Below are 14,384 nucleotides of genomic sequence, written 5' to 3' on the forward strand. Positions count from 1 at the left end.
CTCGGCTAGGTTGTAGGAGGTTGTCTAGACGCAGGGCTTAACATGATTGTGACAGTTGAATTTGAATAGATTGCCGTTCGTATGATGATTGAATCTTGACCGCGGCACTCCGACGCTATTTGCTGAGGCACGTATTTCAGACGGGATCGAGGAGGACAGATCTATGGAATATCGCTTGCTTGGCCGCTCCGGCCTCAAAGTTTCCACCGTCACTATGGGCACCATGACTTTCGGTGGCGTTGGCTGGGCAAAAACCGTTGGCGATCTCGGCGTCAAGGAAGCAAAGAAGCTCGTCGACATGTGTGTGGATGCCGGCGTCAATCTGCTCGATACGGCCGATGTTTATTCGCAAGGCGCGTCAGAGGAAATTCTCGGCGAGATCATCGGTGGCCCGCGCAAGAACGGCGTGCTCATCGCCACCAAAGCGCGCTTCCCGATGGGACCCGGCGTCAACGATGTCGGCTCATCCCGCCAGCATCTTATCCAGGCCTGCGAGGCAAGCCTGAAGCGCATGAAGACCGACGTGATCGATCTCTACCAGCTGCATGAGTGGGACGGCCAGACGCCGCTGGAAGAGACGATGGAAGCGCTCGACACCCTGGTTCGCCAGGGCAAGGTACGCTACATCGGCTGCTCGAACTTTTCCGGCTGGCACATCATGAAGGCACTCGGCGTGAGCGAGCGCGACAAGCGCGAACGCTTCGTCAGCCAGCAGATTCATTACACGCTTGAAGCGCGCGACGCGGAAAACGAACTGGTACCGATCAGTATCGACCAGGGCCTCGGAATTCTCGTCTGGAGTCCGATCGCCGGCGGCCTGCTCTCGGGCAAGCATCGCCGCAATCAGGCGACGCCCGAGGGCACGCGCCAGTTCGCCGGCTGGACGGAACCGCCGATCCGGGATGAAAATCGTCTATGGAACATTGTCGATACGCTGGTGGAGATAGCCGACAGTCGCGGCGTTTCGGCCGCTCAGGTGGCGCTTGCCTGGCTCATCGGCCGCAAGGGCGTGACCTCGGTCATCATCGGCGGCCGCACCAAGGCGCAGTTCAAGGATAATCTTGCCAGCGCCGAGCTGAAGCTGACGGCCGAGGAACGCAAGAGCCTCGACGACGTCAGCCTGCAGCCGCTGATGTATCCTTATTGGCATCAGCGCAATACCGCCAGCGATCGGCTGAGCGAGGCCGATCTGGCTCTGATCGGCCCACATCTGGCGAAGTGACGAACCCCTTCTCCCCTCGGGGAGAGCGACTGTCTTGGATGTCAAGCGTTTTGCCATGGTTTGTTGTCTCGGATGATGGCGTTGAGGATTGTGATCAGTTTTCGCATGGTTGCGACGATGGCGACGATCTTCGGCTTGCCTGATGCGACCAGCTTGTCCCTGAAGGCCTTGAGGCCTGGGTTATGACGGCTGGCGACGAGAGCTGCCATGAAGAGGACGGCGCGCACCTTGCCGCGGCCGCCGCCGATGAAGCTCTTGCCCTTCCATTTTCCCGATTGCCGCGTCCAGGGCGCAAGGCCTGCCAGCGCGGCGATCTGGCGGCGGTCGAGACTGCCAAGTTCCGGCAGTTCGGCTAACAGCGTGCGCGCCGTTGTCGGCCCGACGCCCGGCACGGAGGTCAAGAGTGCCTCGCGCACCCGCCAGACCGGTGATTTACGGATATGATCGTCGAGATCCGCATCAAGGCTTTCGAGCTCGCGGCGCAGGGCCGCAAGCAGGCGCTTGACGCTTTTCTGCGCCTGCTTTGCCAGCACCATGCGCAACCGGTTCTCTTCGGCCACGATCATCTGCACGATCTGGCGCCTGCGCGCCACCAGTTCGGACAAAGCCTGGGTCTCGGCATCGCGTAACGGCCGCACCTCCGGCTTCGTCGCCAGCACGAAGGCAGCGATGACGGCGGCATCGATCGGATCGGTCTTGGCCCTGCGGCCAATGGCATGGGCATAGGCGCGCACTTGCGCCGGATTGACGACGAGGACCGTCAAGCCCGCCGATGACAGCCCGGCCACCGCCAGGGTCTCGAAACCACCTGTCGCCTCAAGCGCGATCGCATCGGCGCCGATGGCTTTCAGCCGAACAATCAGATCATCAATGCCGGCATGGTCATTGCCGACGGCAAAAACCTCACCCTGCGGTGCGACAGCCACATCGAGCCGGTCCTTCGAAACATCGATGCCAACAATCTTCTCCATCTGATCCCATCCTTGCCTAAGCGGGCTTTGCTTGCGCAAGCGGCCCTGGCGACTGTTCGGGTTCAATGGAACGGCGGATGAAGACCCTCGCTCTCCCACGGGCTTCGTGTCCCAAAGGTGCATCGGTCTTCCATCCGCCACCGCAACAGGCATTACAGCCTCAATCGCGGATAAAGGGAAGTTACAAAGGTGCCGACAGGCGGATGAGGGGGATACCGAGGTTACGAGGACTCAGGGGCACGGCAATTGGCCCCCTCATCCGACCCTTTGGGCCACCTTCTCCCCAAGGGGAGAAGGTAAAAAACTAGGCCGCCATTGTCCCGATTTCGCCAGCAATTAGCTTGCCGAGCCGCGAGATACCCTCTTCGATCATCTCGTCATTGGCGCAGGAGAAGCTGACACGGAAGGTGTTCGCGCCAGAACCGTCGGCGAAGAATGCCTGACCGGGCACGAAGGCGACCTTCGCCGTTTCGAGAGACCGTGCAAGCAGCTTGGCGCCGTCCATGCCCTTCGGCAGGGTGATCCAGACGAACATGCCGCCTTGCGGCTTCGTCCAACTCGTACCGTCAGGCATGTATTTCGCAAGCGCGGCCAACATGCAGTCGCGGCGATGGCTATAGGCCTTGCGGATCTTGGCGACCTGCGCTTCAAACCCACGCTCGGCGACCTGATGGATCGCGATCTGGTTGATGGTCGATGAATGCAGGTCTGCCGCCTGCTTCATCAGGACGAGCTTGCGGATGACAGGTGCGTTGGCGACGATGAAGCCGACGCGAAGGCCCGGCGCCAGCGTCTTCGAGAAGCTGCCGCAATAGATCGTGCGCGTGTCGTTGATGCTGCCCTTGCGCGCGATTTCCAGGGCCAGGATCGGCGCAACCGGCTCGCCGTCATAGCGCAGCGACTGATAGGCGGCGTCTTCGATGACGGCGATATCGAGTTCTTCGGCGAGGTCGAGCAGCTTCTCGCGACCGGAGAGATCGACCGTCTCGCCCGTCGGGTTGGCAAAATCGGCCGAGAGATAGACAAATTTCACCCTGCCGCCGGCCTGTGAAGCCGCGGCGCGATAGGAGTCCGGCGTGCGATTGCCATTCGGCGTCAGCTGGTCGTAGGTCGGCTCATAGGCATTGAAGGCCTGCAGCCCGCCGAGATAGGTCGGCGCTGTCACCAGCGCCGTATCCTTCGGCGACAGGAAGAGCTTGCCGAGATAATCGAGGCCCTGCTGCGAGCCGGAAACGATGAAGACGTTTTCAAGCTCACAGGGAATGCCGAGCGCGCCCATCTGGCCGACCAGCCATTCACGCAGCGGCTTGTAGCCCTCGCTGACCGAATATTGCAGCGCTGCATTGACAGTCGGGCCGGAAAAGATGTCGGCATAGGCCTGCTTGAATTCGGCATCCGGAAACAAGGCCGGATCGGGAATGCCGCCGGCAAATGAGATGATATCCGGCCGCTCCAAGAGTTTCAGCAGCTCGCGGATTTCAGAGGCGCGCATACGGCTCGAGCGCGTCGCAAAGATATTTTCCCAATTCAACATGGGGCTTCCTCGTAATTTTTGATCTTTCTGACACAAGATCACGCAACAAAAGATAAGTCAATAATGCTGACCTATTTTGTTTGTGATGGTGACAAACAACTCTCGAAACGATCGCAGCCTTGCCGGTCATCGATGCTAGATCGCGTCTGAAATGACCTACACATTTCTCTCTCTGGGTGCTATTCTTACGCTCAATCCATCGATCGGAAAAACGTAAGAATGGCCACAGCAACCCTCTCCTCGAAATTTCAGATATCGATCCCGAAAGAAGTTCGCGACCAGCAGCACTGGACTGCGGGTCAGGAGTTCATCTTCATTCCCAAGGGCAAGGGCGTGCTGCTTATCCCCGTACCCGAACTTGCCGACCTCAAGGGCATGGCGAAGGGTGCCAACCCCGGCAATTACCGCGACCGGAAAGACCGGTTCTGATGCGCGTCGTTGATAGCTCGGCGTGGATCGAATGGCTAACCCAAGGTCCGGCTGCAGAGCGGCTCCAGGGCGAAATGCCTGCGCGAACCGAATGCATCGTCCCTACCATCGTCCAGCTCGAACTTGCCAAATGGCTGGAGCGCGAGCGCGATGAGGACGCAGTCGATTCTTTTTTCGCTTACACCGCCACCTGCATCGTCGCTCCCCTCGATACCGCCCTCGCCCGCCGCGCCGCCGAAGTCTCGGCGAAACACAAACTCGCACTCGCCGACGCGATCATCTACGCCACGGCCGAACAGCACGACGCCGACGTTCTGACGCTGGACGCCCATTTCAAGGACCTGGATCGCGTGGTCTATTTTGGCAAAGCACAATAGATATTTGTCCTTTTTCGCTTAAACGCGATACATCTCGAAAAAGGCGCCAACCAGCATGAGCACCGATCCGACAGCGTCCTTCTACACCGACAATGCCGCCATCTACGCCGCGCGTGAACGCAAGCTGCCGAGACAGAGGCTGGATGCCTTTCTGGCTACCCTGCCCGCGGGCGCAGCCATCCTCGAACTGGGTTGCGGCGCTGGCCAGGATGCCGCCTATATGTTCTCGCACGGCTTCGACGTTACGCCCACGGACCGTTCAGCACAGCTTGCGAGAGAAGCGGAAAAACGTCTTGGCAAGCCCGTTCGAGTCATGCGTTTCGAAGACTTGGATGCCACCGAAATCTTCGACGGAATATGGGCGGAGGCCAGCCTCCTGCATGTTCCGCGATCCGCCCTGCCGGATATCTTCGATCGCATTTTGCGCGCCTTGAAATCGGGCGGCATCTTCCACGCCAGCTTCAAGGCAGGAGAAGCGGAAGGGCATGACAAGTTCGGACGCTATTACAACTATCCGTCGGCCTCATGGATTCGGGATATGCTGAGCGTCGGAGGGTGGAAGAACATCGCCATGACCGAAGCCGATGGTGGGGGCTTCGATGGCGAGCCGACAAGATGGCTCTACGTCGCGGCCCATAAATAGAAAGGCCGGAGCTTTCGCCCCGGCCCCCAATCCGACTCTCGCCGAAAGCTTAGTTGACCGACTTGTCGACCAGCTTGTTCTTGCCGATCCAGGGCATCATGCCGCGCAGCTTGGCGCCGACTTCTTCGATCTGGTGGCTGTCGTTGTTGCGGCGGATACCCTTGAAGCGGGCAGCACCCGAGCGGTATTCCTGCATCCACTCGGAGGTGAACTTGCCGGTCTGGATGTCCTTGAGGACGCGCTTCATCTCAGCCTTGGTTTCTTCGGTGATGATGCGCGGACCGGTGACGTATTCGCCCCACTCGGCCGTGTTCGAGATCGAGTAGTTCATGTTGGCAATGCCGCCTTCATAGATGAGGTCGACGATCAGCTTCACTTCGTGCAGGCACTCGAAATAGGCCATTTCCGGAGCGTAGCCGGCTTCAACCAGCGTTTCGAAGCCGGCGCGGATGAGCTCGACGAGGCCACCGCAGAGAACGACCTGTTCGCCGAAGAGGTCGGTTTCGCACTCTTCGCGGAAGTTGGTTTCGATGATGCCCGAACGGCCGCCGCCGACGCCGCAGGCGTAGGAGAGCGCGAGTTCAAGGGCATTGCCGGAAGCGTTCTGGTGAACGGCAACGAGGCAGGGAACGCCGCCGCCCTTCTGGTATTCACCGCGAACCGTGTGGCCCGGGCCCTTCGGAGCGATCATGACGACGTCGACCGAAGCCTTCGGCTCGATGAGGCCGAAGTGAACGTTGAGACCATGGGCGAAAGCAATGGCCGCGCCGTCACGGATGTTCGGAGCGATTTCGGACTTGTAGATGTCAGCCTGCAGCTCGTCCGGGGTCGCCATCATCATCAGGTCGGCCCAGGCGGCAGCTTCGGCAACGGTCATGACCTTGAAGCCGTCGGCTTCGGCCTTCTTGACGGTCGGGGAACCGGCCTTGAGCGCGATCACAACGTTCTGTGCGCCGCTGTCCTTCAGGTTCAGCGCGTGCGCGCGGCCCTGAGAACCATAGCCGATGACGGCGACCTTCTTCGACTTGATGAGGTTGAGATCGGCATCACGATCGTAATAGACGCGCATTGTTTGTCCTTCCCTTTGCTTGTCTGGGTAAACTTCTAAGTCTCAGACGGTCGCTGCCGCTTCCGCCAATACCTTTTCCGTGCCGTAAAGCCGGAGGAAAGCAGTGACCGCTTTCTCAGCCTGACGGCTCGTGTCCTTCAAACCGGGCTCACCGAGCAGCATGCGCACATGCAAATCGGAGACGATGAGCCCATAAAGCGTGTGATATGCCTCGTCCGCATCGGTAAAGCGTAGCAGCCCTGCCCGCTTGCCGGCATCGATGAGACCGATGGCGCGGCGGTCGATCTGCCGGCGTCCGCGCTCCAGGAGCAGCTTTCCGAGCTTCGAGCCGTCGCGGTTCGACTGGCCGATCGCCAGACGGTTCAACGCAAGTGAAACGTCGCCGGCCAGAACCTCGAGCAGATCGCGGGCGAAAATGACGAGATGGTCATGCAGGCTTGCCGTATTCAGCCGTTCGCCATTGCGCTCGAAGGTGCGAACCTTGCTGGCCTGGTAGGTGATCATCGCAGACAGCAGGCCGTCGCGGTCACCAAACCATTTATATAAACTCTCCTTGGAGCAATTGGCGGCGCGCGCGACACCCGAGGTCGTCAGCGCCTTCTCGCCGCCGTCGACAAGCAGACGCAGCGCCTGTTCCAGAACGGCGTTCTGGCGCGGCGAAAACTCGCTCGACTGTCCTACTTCGCTCAGCACGATGGCCACTCCCAAATGCGTACCGTACGGTACGGTTCGTGGCGCTTTATGCAGGACACCAATGCCGTCGTCAAGCGGAATTCGTTGCTGCACTGCGTTAAAAAGAGAGTGCGAGTCAGGCTCCTAAAAGGTGGCAGCTGCCGCGAGCCGGCCAGTCGATCAAGAGAACTTGACGCAAATGATTGGTCGGAAACATCGCCTACTCGGCCGCGACAACGCTATTGCGCATGGCCTCGACATCCTTCAGTGGCGGCAGGCCGTAAAGGCGGCTGTATTCCCGGCTGAACTGCGAGGGGCTCTGATAGCCGACGCGGTGGCCGGCCGATCCGACGTCGAGCTGTTCGACGATCATCAGCCGCCGCGCCTCATGCAGCCGAAGCTGCTTTTGATACTGCATCGGCGATAAGGCCGTAACTGTCTTGAAATGGTGATGCAGCGAGGAAACGCTCATGCCGACACGCTCGGCGAGTTCGTCAATGCGCAACGGCTGTGTATAGTTGTTGCGGAGCCAGGCGACGGCACGCGCCACCCGGTTGGTCTGGCTCTCTGCCATTGCGATCTGCAGCAGCCGAGGTCCATTCGGGCCAGTCAGTAGGCGATAGAGGATTTCCTGCTCGATCAAAGGCGCCATGGCCGGAATATCTTCGGGCCGATCAAGCAATCGAAGCAGGCGCAGCGAGGCATCGAGCAGTTCCGGTGAGGCCGCATTGACCGCAATTCCGCGCACTGGCTCGGCAGTCAGTGCCTGACGCGGAATGCTGACGCGCGACAGCAGCTCCTTCAGGCGTTCGCTGTCGAGCGCCATGCCGAAGCAAAGATAAGGCGTGTCGCTGCCGACATTGGTGACCTGCGTCGATACCGGCAGGTCGAGCGCCGTCAAAATATACTCGCCGACACCGTAATTATAGGTCTCGGCGCCGATTGTCAGATGCTTGCGTCCCTGCACCACGATCGCAAAACAGGGCCGGTAAGCCCCATGCTGCCACACGGTCGCGGCCGACTGCCGATAGAGATTAAGACTGCCTATCGGCGTGCGGTGTTCGCCGTCCACCGGAGCGAAACGTGCAACGATCGATGCGAGTTCCTGATTGGGATTGAAAGGCAGTGTCATGCGCAACCAACTGTTTTTGAGCAGATATCGATGCTTATCTAGATAACACCATTCGATGGCGAAAGATCCACCGCGCATTTAGATTCGCAGGATCGTATATAAAGCTTGCAGGATCGCTCTAACGCTGCGGCCCGATCCTGATGCATGGTGGGCCATCCAAATTCTACTCCCCACCCATCCGAAAAGATAAGGAAATCTCCCATGCCTATCGCAAAGGGTTATGCCGCCACCGACGCGTCCAAGCCGCTCACGCCGTTCACCTTCGAACGCCGCGATCCGAATGCGGACGACGTCGTCATCTCCGTCAAATATTGCGGCGTCTGCCATTCCGACATTCACCAGGCCCGCAATGAATGGGGCGGCTCGAAATATCCGATGGTGCCCGGCCACGAAGTCGCCGGCATCGTGACCGCCGTCGGTTCCGAGGTCACAAAGTTCAAGGTCGGCGACCGCGTCGGCGTGGGCTGCTTCGTCGATTCCTGCACGACCTGCGCCACGCGCGACCTGGATTACGAACATTACATGCCGGGCCTCGTTCAGACCTACAACGACGTCGAGGCCGACGGCGAGACACCGACTTACGGTGGTTATTCCGACTCGATCGTCGTCAAGGAAGGCTATGTCCTCTCCTTCCCCGACAACATTCCGCTCGACGCAGGTGCTCCGCTGCTGTGCGCCGGCATCACGCTCTATTCGCCGCTGCGCCACTGGAAGGCCGGACCGGGCAAGAAGGTCGCCATCGTCGGCATGGGCGGCCTCGGCCACATGGGCGTGAAGCTGGCCCACGCCATGGGCGCCGACGTGACCGTCTTGAGCCAGACGCTGTCGAAGAAGGAAGATGGCCTCAAGCTCGGCGCCGACCATTATTATGCGACCAGCGATGCCGAGACCTTCACCAAGCTCGCCGGCAGCTTCGACCTTATCCTCAATACGGTCGGAACCGCCATCGACTGGAATGCATATCTCAACCTGTTGAAGTATGACGGCAGCATGGTGTTGCTCGGCGTTCCCGAACATGCCGTTCCGGTTCATGCCTTCTCGCTCATTCCGGGCCGCCGCAGCCTTTCCGGCTCCATGATCGGCTCGATCAAGGAAACCCAGGAAATGCTCGACTTCTGCGGCGAGCACAATATCGTTTCGGAAATCGAGAAGATCAGCATCCAGGACATCAACGAAGCTTACGAGCGCGTGCTGAAGAGCGATGTCCGCTATCGCTTCGTGATCGACATCGCCTCGCTGGCATAAGCTGAAAAGGGCGGCGTCCGATCCGGACGCCGCCCTTCCTTATTCTTCGCGCATCGTTTCCTTCTGCGTGATCAGGCGGGCGCTGTGCTGCCGGCTGAGATAGATCCATAGCCAACTCCAGGCGACCGCGATGCGCCAGCGCACGCCGATCAGGAAATAGATATGGGCAAGTCCCCACACCCACCAGGCGAGCCAGCCCTTAAGCTTGATCCAGCCGAAATCGATGATCGCGGCACTTTTTCCGATCGTCGCAAGGCTGCCTTGATGGCGATAGTGGAAAGGCCTCGGCGCCGGTCGGCCGGTTAGCTTCGCCTTGATCACCCTGGCAACGTAAGAGCCCTGCTGTTTTGCCGCGGGAGCGATCCCCGGCACTGGGCTGCCATCGTCCCGCATGACGGCTGCCGTATCGCCGATGACGAAAACATCGTCTTTGCCCGGCGCCCTCAGATCCTTGTCGACGATGGCGCGGCCGGCACGATCGGCTGGAATGCCAAGCCATTTCGCCGCCGGCGACGCCTCGACGCCCGCCGCCCAGACGATGGTGCGGCATGGCACAAACGCGTCGCCGATCGTCACGCCTTCCGCCGTGCATGAGGTGACCGGTCTGCCGAAGCGAACATCGACACCCAGCAGTTCCAGCTCCTTGTGCGCATAGTCGGAGAGCTCTTGTGCAAAAGCGGGCAACACCCTTGGGCCGGCCTCAACGAGGATGATCTTCGCCTTGCGGGTGTCGATGTTGCGGAACTCCTTCGGTAGCGTCGTCCTTGCCAGCTCGGAGATGATACCGGCGAGCTCGACGCCGGTGGGACCCGCGCCGACGATCACGAAGGTCAACAGTGCCTCGCGGACGGCGGGGTCGGTTTCCATTTCCGCCTGCTCGAAGGCCAGCAATAGGCGTCGTCGGATGGTGGTGGCATCCTCCAGCGTCTTCAATCCCGGCGCCACCGGCTCCCACTCGTCATGGCCGAAATAGGCATGGGTGGCGCCGGTCGCCAGTACCAGCGTGTCGTAATGGACCTTTTGGCCATTCTTCAGAAGCACCTCATGCGCCGTGCTATCGATGCCGACGACCTCGGCAAGTAGCGTCGTCACTTCAGGCCGATCGCGGAAAAAATTGCGGATCGGCCACGCGATCTCGGAAGTCGCAAGCAGAGTGGTCGCGACCTGATAGAGGAGTGGCTGAAAGAGGTGATGATTGCGCCGATCGATCATCGTGATTCGGACGGGGGCACCCTTCAGATCGTTGGCGAGCTGGACCCCGCCAAAACCACCTCCGACCACAACAACATGATGATCCTGCATATGGCAACACCTCGCGATTAAGCCTGCTCAAAAACGTAGGGTTGAGAAGGATATGCAGCAACCGTCTTTTACGCATGGCACCTCTGCACGGCTACGATATGGCAAGGCGCCTATTGCGCATACCCGACAGGAACGGAGGCGCCGCTTTTAAGTTCCTCCATCGAGATCGATGCGGATACATCGAAGAGCTCGACCTTGCGCACGAGCTGCTTGTAGATGACATCGTAATGCTCGACACGCGGCAGAACGATCTTGAGGATATAATCGTAGTTACCTGTCAGCCGATGCGCCTCGACGATTTCGGGGATATCACCGATAACCCTGCGGAAGGATTCGATCCATTCATCGGCGTGATGCGCCGTCTTGATCATCGCATAGACCGTGGTCGGCACTCCCATTTTTTCGCGGTCGAGCACAACGATGCGCCGAGCTATATGCCCGCTCTCCTCAAGCCGCTGTATGCGGCGCGAACAGGCCGACACCGACAGGGCAACACGATCGGCAAGTTCGGTGACGGAGATGCCGGCATCCGCCTGCAGAACTTCGAGAATCTTTCGGTCACGTTCGTCCAGCATGTGCGGCACCCCCTCTATACGCGCCGTTATTTTGCACATAAATCGACAAATGCGCAAACACTTGCAGAGAAATCCTGATAAGCTTCAAAAAACGCAAACATACGGCGGATGAATCACCGCACTATTCCTCCATTCAAAATCCACGAGCGGAGAACAGCATTATGCGCACCATTGGCCTGATCGGCGGTATGAGTTTCGAGAGTTCTGCAGTTTATTATCGCCTGATCAACGAAATGGTCCGCGAGCGGCTGGGCGGCCTCTCCTCGGCTGAACTGGTCATGTACTCCGTCAACTTCGAGGAAATCGTCGCCCTGCAAAAGGCCGGGCGTTGGAACGATGCCGCCGACCGTCTCGGCGACGCCGCGCAGCGCCTGCAGTCGGCCGGTGCCGAATGTGTGCTCATCTGCACCAACACCATGCACCTGATCGCTCCCCAGGTTGCCGAACGCGTTTCCGCACCGCTTATTCATATCATCGATGAAACCGCCGCGGCCTTGAAGGCCGCCGGCCGCGTCAAGCCTCTGCTGCTCGCCACGCGCTACACGATGGAACACGGCTTCTACGCCGAGCGCATGGCTGAGAACGGCGTCTCCATCATGGTCCCCGGTTCCGAGGATCGCACCGTCACGCACGATATCATCTTCAACGAACTCTGCGCCGGCGTCATTAAGGACGAGTCGCGCCGGAAACTGAATGCAATCATCGAACGCGCCAAGGCCGAAGGCGCCGACAGCGTTATTCTCGGCTGCACCGAGATCTGCCTCATCCTCGATCCGAAGGCGCTGATCCTGCCGGGCTTCGATACGACGACCATCCATGCGGAAGCGGCTGTGGATTTTGCTCTCGCGAACGAAAAAGCTCGCAGCAGCTGCGCCGCCTGAGTCCAATCAATTTACTTGACTGAGTCCAATAAATAACCAACATCGTCTCTTGTATCTGAGGAGACGATGCCATGAGTCCTGCTGCCGAATTCGCGACCATCGATGCCGTTCGCGACTTCAACCGCTTCTACACGAATTTTCTCGGCGTCCTGAACAAGGCCTATCTTGACAGCCCCTATACGCTCACGGATGTACGCGTGCTGTTCGAAGTCGGCTTCCGCGGCGGTGTCGCCGCTTCGGCGCTGACGCGCGATCTCCATCTCGACCCCGCCTATCTCAGCCGTATCGTCAAGCGCTTCCGCGAGGATGGGCTGGTCGAAACGACACCCGATCCGACCGATGCGCGCAGCCAGATCATAAAGGTCACCGATAAGGGACAGGCGCAATTCGAAGAATTCGTCCGCCGCTCACGCGCGCAGATCGCCGGATATTTCGAAAAGCTCGCGATCGGAGAACCAGAGCGTATCGTGGCGGCAATGCGGACGATCCAGGACACGCTCGGTGCCGGTGAAACGAGTAAACCACCCGCCATCATCCGCAACCATCGAGCGGGGGACATTGGCTGGATCGTGCAAAGTCAGGCACGTTTTTACACCGAAGAATTCGGCTGGGACGACCGCTTCGAGGGATTGGTGGCCGAAGTCGCCGGTAAATTCCTGTCCAATTTCAATCCGCAGAAGGACCGATGCTGGATTGCCGAGCGAAGCGGCCTGAACGTGGGCTCCGTGATGATTACCGATGGCGGCGACGGCATCGCGAAGCTGAGACTGCTCTATGTCGACAAGGCCGCGCGTGGCCTCGGCCTCGGCAAACTGCTGGTCGATGAATGCATCCGCTTCTCGCGCGACGCCGGCTACAGAACACTCTCGCTCTGGACCAACGATATTCTTGATACGGCGCGGGCGATTTACATCAAGGCGGGCTTCAAGCTTGCGGCGGAGGAAAGACATCGGATGTTCGGCCCGGAATTGAACGGTCAGACTTGGGTGCTCGATCTGTAAATGTCCGTGGGAAGACACTTGGATAGACAGGCGCTTAGTTGAACCATATCCTCGATACATCCCTTATTTGCATCGAGCTGTTTCCATGACCATTGACACCGAAATCCGGATAGTACCCATATCAGCCGAACACATCGAAGGCTTTCACAAGGCGCTTGATACGGTCGCGCGCGAGCGGGAATATCTGTCGCTGCTCGAAGCCTTTCCCTTGGAAGAAACGCGCATTTTCCTGCTTGGTATGATCGAAAAGGGCAATCCGCAATTCGTCGCCTTAGCCGATGGGAAAGTGGTCGGCTGGTGCGACATCAGCCGTCATGCCTTTCCTTCCCATGCCCACGCCGGCAGGCTCGGTATGGGCATCATCCCCGCTTATCGCGGCCGGGGATTGGGGCGTCGATTGTTAGAGGCAACGCTGCGCGCCGCGCGTGATGCAGAAATAGAACGCATCGAACTCAGCGTCCATGCCGATAATGACAGGGCCATCGCGCTCTACGAAAAAGTCGGCTTCGTCCGCGAGGGCCTCGCACGCAATTCCGTCCGCATAGACGGACGTTATAAAGACGCGATCCATATGGCGTTTTTCCACGAATAACGAAACCAGCCGCCGCCATTCTCGCAATGTCTTGCTGCGACGCAAAAATCGCTTGATTTGGAAACGATCATTTCCTAAAAGAGTGCCATGACGATAGACACTCTCGATACCGCACCGAAGCTTCGTGGACGCCCGCGTGAATTCGACATGGATTCCGCGCTCGATGAAGCACTGCGCGTCTTTTCCGAGCGCGGCTATTATGCAGCCTCGATCAGCGAGTTGACCGAGGCAATGGGCCTGACAGCCGGTAGCGTCTACAAGGCTTTCGGCGACAAGCGCGGCGTCTTTCTCGCCGCTTTCAACCGGTATCGCCAAGTCCGTCAGCAACTTATCGACGACGCGCTTGCCGAGGCGCCGAATGCTCATGAAAAGCTGCGGACTTTGCTGAGGTTCTTCGCGGAGGCCTCGTGCGGCGAGATCGGCCGCCGCGGCTGCCTCGTGGTTGGAAGCGCGACAGAGCTTGCGCTTTTCGACCAAGAAGTTGCCGGTCGCGTCGGCGTCGCCTTCGATTTCGACGAAAGGCGCATTCTCAATCTGATCCATCTCGGACAAGAGGATGGCTCCGTGCCAAAGCACGTCGATCCGGAAAGTACCGCCTGCGCTCTGCTTGCCCTGACGAAGGGCATGCGCGTGATCGGCAAGACCGGCCGCAAGGCCGAACATATGCTCGCCGTCACCGAAACGGCCATGAAACTGCTGAACTGATTTCCATCGAAATTTCGGGGAACACGCTTCCCTG

16 protein-coding genes are annotated in these 14,384 nt (G+C 59.4%); 9 read left to right on the top strand and 7 right to left on the bottom strand.

What is annotated here, in order from left to right:
* Positions 1–163: 163 nt before the first annotated feature.
* On the top strand, positions 164–1,222 hold the full coding sequence (locus tag I8E17_RS09360; RefSeq protein WP_069613194.1) for an aldo/keto reductase: 1,059 nt from the start codon (positions 164–166) through the stop codon (positions 1,220–1,222).
* 41 nt (positions 1,223–1,263) lie between these two features.
* Here the strand turns inward: I8E17_RS09360 and I8E17_RS09365 are convergent, their stop codons facing one another.
* Together I8E17_RS09365 and I8E17_RS09370 are read right to left on the bottom strand one after the other, a co-directional pair.
* Positions 1,264–2,193 carry an IS110 family transposase gene (locus I8E17_RS09365; RefSeq protein WP_112723452.1) on the bottom strand — a complete coding sequence of 310 codons (930 nt, stop codon included), beginning with the start codon at positions 2,191–2,193 and terminating at the stop codon, positions 1,264–1,266.
* A 304-nt stretch (positions 2,194–2,497) separates the two neighbouring features.
* Positions 2,498–3,727 (bottom strand): PLP-dependent aminotransferase family protein, encoded by a 1,230-nt coding sequence (locus I8E17_RS09370; protein ID WP_069612456.1) that lies wholly within the window; start codon positions 3,725–3,727, stop codon positions 2,498–2,500.
* A gap of 219 nt (positions 3,728–3,946) precedes the next feature.
* On the opposite strand from I8E17_RS09370, the gene I8E17_RS09375 reads away from it, so the two are divergent.
* From I8E17_RS09375 to I8E17_RS09385, 3 genes are read left to right on the top strand one after another with little or no spacing between them, the layout of a single operon-like run.
* Positions 3,947–4,156, top strand: coding sequence for an AbrB/MazE/SpoVT family DNA-binding domain-containing protein (locus I8E17_RS09375; RefSeq protein WP_112721102.1), 210 nt, complete (start codon positions 3,947–3,949; stop codon positions 4,154–4,156).
* Positions 4,156–4,533, top strand: a complete 378-nt coding sequence (locus I8E17_RS09380; RefSeq protein WP_069612458.1) for a type II toxin-antitoxin system VapC family toxin — start codon at positions 4,156–4,158, stop codon at positions 4,531–4,533. Before I8E17_RS09375 ends, I8E17_RS09380 begins: the two co-directional genes overlap by 1 nt.
* A 55-nt stretch (positions 4,534–4,588) precedes the next feature.
* A complete protein-coding gene (locus I8E17_RS09385) occupies positions 4,589–5,176 on the top strand; it encodes a class I SAM-dependent methyltransferase (protein WP_069612459.1) in 588 nt (195 codons plus the stop codon).
* Between the two features lie 49 nt (positions 5,177–5,225).
* On the opposite strand, the gene ilvC is transcribed toward I8E17_RS09385, so the two are convergent.
* From ilvC to I8E17_RS09400, 3 genes are all read right to left on the bottom strand, one after another.
* A complete protein-coding gene (gene ilvC, locus I8E17_RS09390; protein WP_069612460.1) occupies positions 5,226–6,245 on the bottom strand; it encodes a ketol-acid reductoisomerase in 1,020 nt (339 codons plus the stop codon).
* A 42-nt stretch (positions 6,246–6,287) separates the two neighbouring features.
* Positions 6,288–6,938, bottom strand: a complete 651-nt coding sequence (locus tag I8E17_RS09395) for a TetR/AcrR family transcriptional regulator C-terminal domain-containing protein (RefSeq protein WP_069612824.1) — start codon at positions 6,936–6,938, stop codon at positions 6,288–6,290.
* A 199-nt stretch (positions 6,939–7,137) separates the two neighbouring features.
* Positions 7,138–8,049: an AraC family transcriptional regulator gene (locus I8E17_RS09400; RefSeq protein ID WP_069612825.1), complete on the bottom strand. Its 912-nt coding sequence runs from the start codon at positions 8,047–8,049 to the stop codon at positions 7,138–7,140.
* 201 nt (positions 8,050–8,250) lie between these two features.
* On the opposite strand from I8E17_RS09400, the gene I8E17_RS09405 reads away from it, so the two are divergent.
* Positions 8,251–9,294: an NAD(P)-dependent alcohol dehydrogenase gene (locus tag I8E17_RS09405; protein ID WP_069612461.1), complete on the top strand. Its 1,044-nt coding sequence runs from the start codon at positions 8,251–8,253 to the stop codon at positions 9,292–9,294.
* A 39-nt stretch (positions 9,295–9,333) separates the two neighbouring features.
* Here the strand turns inward: I8E17_RS09405 and I8E17_RS09410 are convergent, their stop codons facing one another.
* Both I8E17_RS09410 and I8E17_RS09415 read right to left on the bottom strand, forming a co-directional pair.
* Positions 9,334–10,596, bottom strand: coding sequence for an NAD(P)/FAD-dependent oxidoreductase (locus I8E17_RS09410; protein WP_069612462.1), 1,263 nt, complete (start codon positions 10,594–10,596; stop codon positions 9,334–9,336).
* A gap of 110 nt (positions 10,597–10,706) precedes the next feature.
* Positions 10,707–11,171, bottom strand: coding sequence for an Lrp/AsnC family transcriptional regulator (locus I8E17_RS09415; protein WP_069612463.1), 465 nt, complete (start codon positions 11,169–11,171; stop codon positions 10,707–10,709).
* Positions 11,172–11,332: 161 nt separating this feature from the next.
* Here I8E17_RS09415 and I8E17_RS09420 point away from each other — a divergent pair, with 161 nt between their 5' ends.
* From I8E17_RS09420 to I8E17_RS09435, 4 genes are all read left to right on the top strand, one after another.
* On the top strand, positions 11,333–12,052 hold the full coding sequence (locus tag I8E17_RS09420; RefSeq protein WP_069612464.1) for an aspartate/glutamate racemase family protein: 720 nt from the start codon (positions 11,333–11,335) through the stop codon (positions 12,050–12,052).
* Between the two features lie 71 nt (positions 12,053–12,123).
* Entirely contained in the window at positions 12,124–13,053 is a 930-nt protein-coding gene (locus I8E17_RS09425; RefSeq protein WP_069612465.1) for a bifunctional helix-turn-helix transcriptional regulator/GNAT family N-acetyltransferase, read from the top strand.
* Between the two features lie 85 nt (positions 13,054–13,138).
* The gene (locus I8E17_RS09430) at positions 13,139–13,645 is read left to right on the top strand and encodes a GNAT family N-acetyltransferase (RefSeq protein ID WP_113366040.1); all 507 of its coding nucleotides are present in this window, start codon (positions 13,139–13,141) and stop codon (positions 13,643–13,645) included.
* An 87-nt stretch (positions 13,646–13,732) separates the two neighbouring features.
* Positions 13,733–14,350, top strand: a complete 618-nt coding sequence (locus I8E17_RS09435; protein WP_069612467.1) for a TetR/AcrR family transcriptional regulator — start codon at positions 13,733–13,735, stop codon at positions 14,348–14,350.
* Positions 14,351–14,384: the final 34 nt, after the last annotated feature.

Source organism: Rhizobium sp. AB2/73, assembly GCF_020871915.1.
Lineage (GTDB): Bacteria > Pseudomonadota > Alphaproteobacteria > Rhizobiales > Rhizobiaceae > Rhizobium > Rhizobium dioscoreae.

Bases quoted from the DNA above. Each gene is read 5' to 3' on its own strand.
- I8E17_RS09360 (WP_069613194.1), top strand. From the start codon at position 164: ATGGAATATCGCTTGCTTGGCCGCTCCGGCCTCAAAGTTTCCACCGTC.
- I8E17_RS09365 (WP_112723452.1), bottom strand. From the start codon at position 2,193: ATGGAGAAGATTGTTGGCATCGATGTTTCGAAGGACCGGCTCGATGTG.
- I8E17_RS09370 (WP_069612456.1), bottom strand. From the start codon at position 3,727: ATGTTGAATTGGGAAAATATCTTTGCGACGCGCTCGAGCCGTATGCGC.
- I8E17_RS09375 (WP_112721102.1), top strand. From the start codon at position 3,947: ATGGCCACAGCAACCCTCTCCTCGAAATTTCAGATATCGATCCCGAAA.
- I8E17_RS09380 (WP_069612458.1), top strand. From the start codon at position 4,156: ATGCGCGTCGTTGATAGCTCGGCGTGGATCGAATGGCTAACCCAAGGT.
- I8E17_RS09385 (WP_069612459.1), top strand. From the start codon at position 4,589: ATGAGCACCGATCCGACAGCGTCCTTCTACACCGACAATGCCGCCATC.
- ilvC (WP_069612460.1), bottom strand. From the start codon at position 6,245: ATGCGCGTCTATTACGATCGTGATGCCGATCTCAACCTCATCAAGTCG.
- I8E17_RS09400 (WP_069612825.1), bottom strand. From the start codon at position 8,049: ATGACACTGCCTTTCAATCCCAATCAGGAACTCGCATCGATCGTTGCA.
- I8E17_RS09405 (WP_069612461.1), top strand. From the start codon at position 8,251: ATGCCTATCGCAAAGGGTTATGCCGCCACCGACGCGTCCAAGCCGCTC.
- I8E17_RS09410 (WP_069612462.1), bottom strand. From the start codon at position 10,596: ATGCAGGATCATCATGTTGTTGTGGTCGGAGGTGGTTTTGGCGGGGTC.
- I8E17_RS09415 (WP_069612463.1), bottom strand. From the start codon at position 11,171: ATGCTGGACGAACGTGACCGAAAGATTCTCGAAGTTCTGCAGGCGGAT.
- I8E17_RS09420 (WP_069612464.1), top strand. From the start codon at position 11,333: ATGCGCACCATTGGCCTGATCGGCGGTATGAGTTTCGAGAGTTCTGCA.
- I8E17_RS09425 (WP_069612465.1), top strand. From the start codon at position 12,124: ATGAGTCCTGCTGCCGAATTCGCGACCATCGATGCCGTTCGCGACTTC.
- I8E17_RS09430 (WP_113366040.1), top strand. From the start codon at position 13,139: ATGACCATTGACACCGAAATCCGGATAGTACCCATATCAGCCGAACAC.
- I8E17_RS09435 (WP_069612467.1), top strand. From the start codon at position 13,733: ATGACGATAGACACTCTCGATACCGCACCGAAGCTTCGTGGACGCCCG.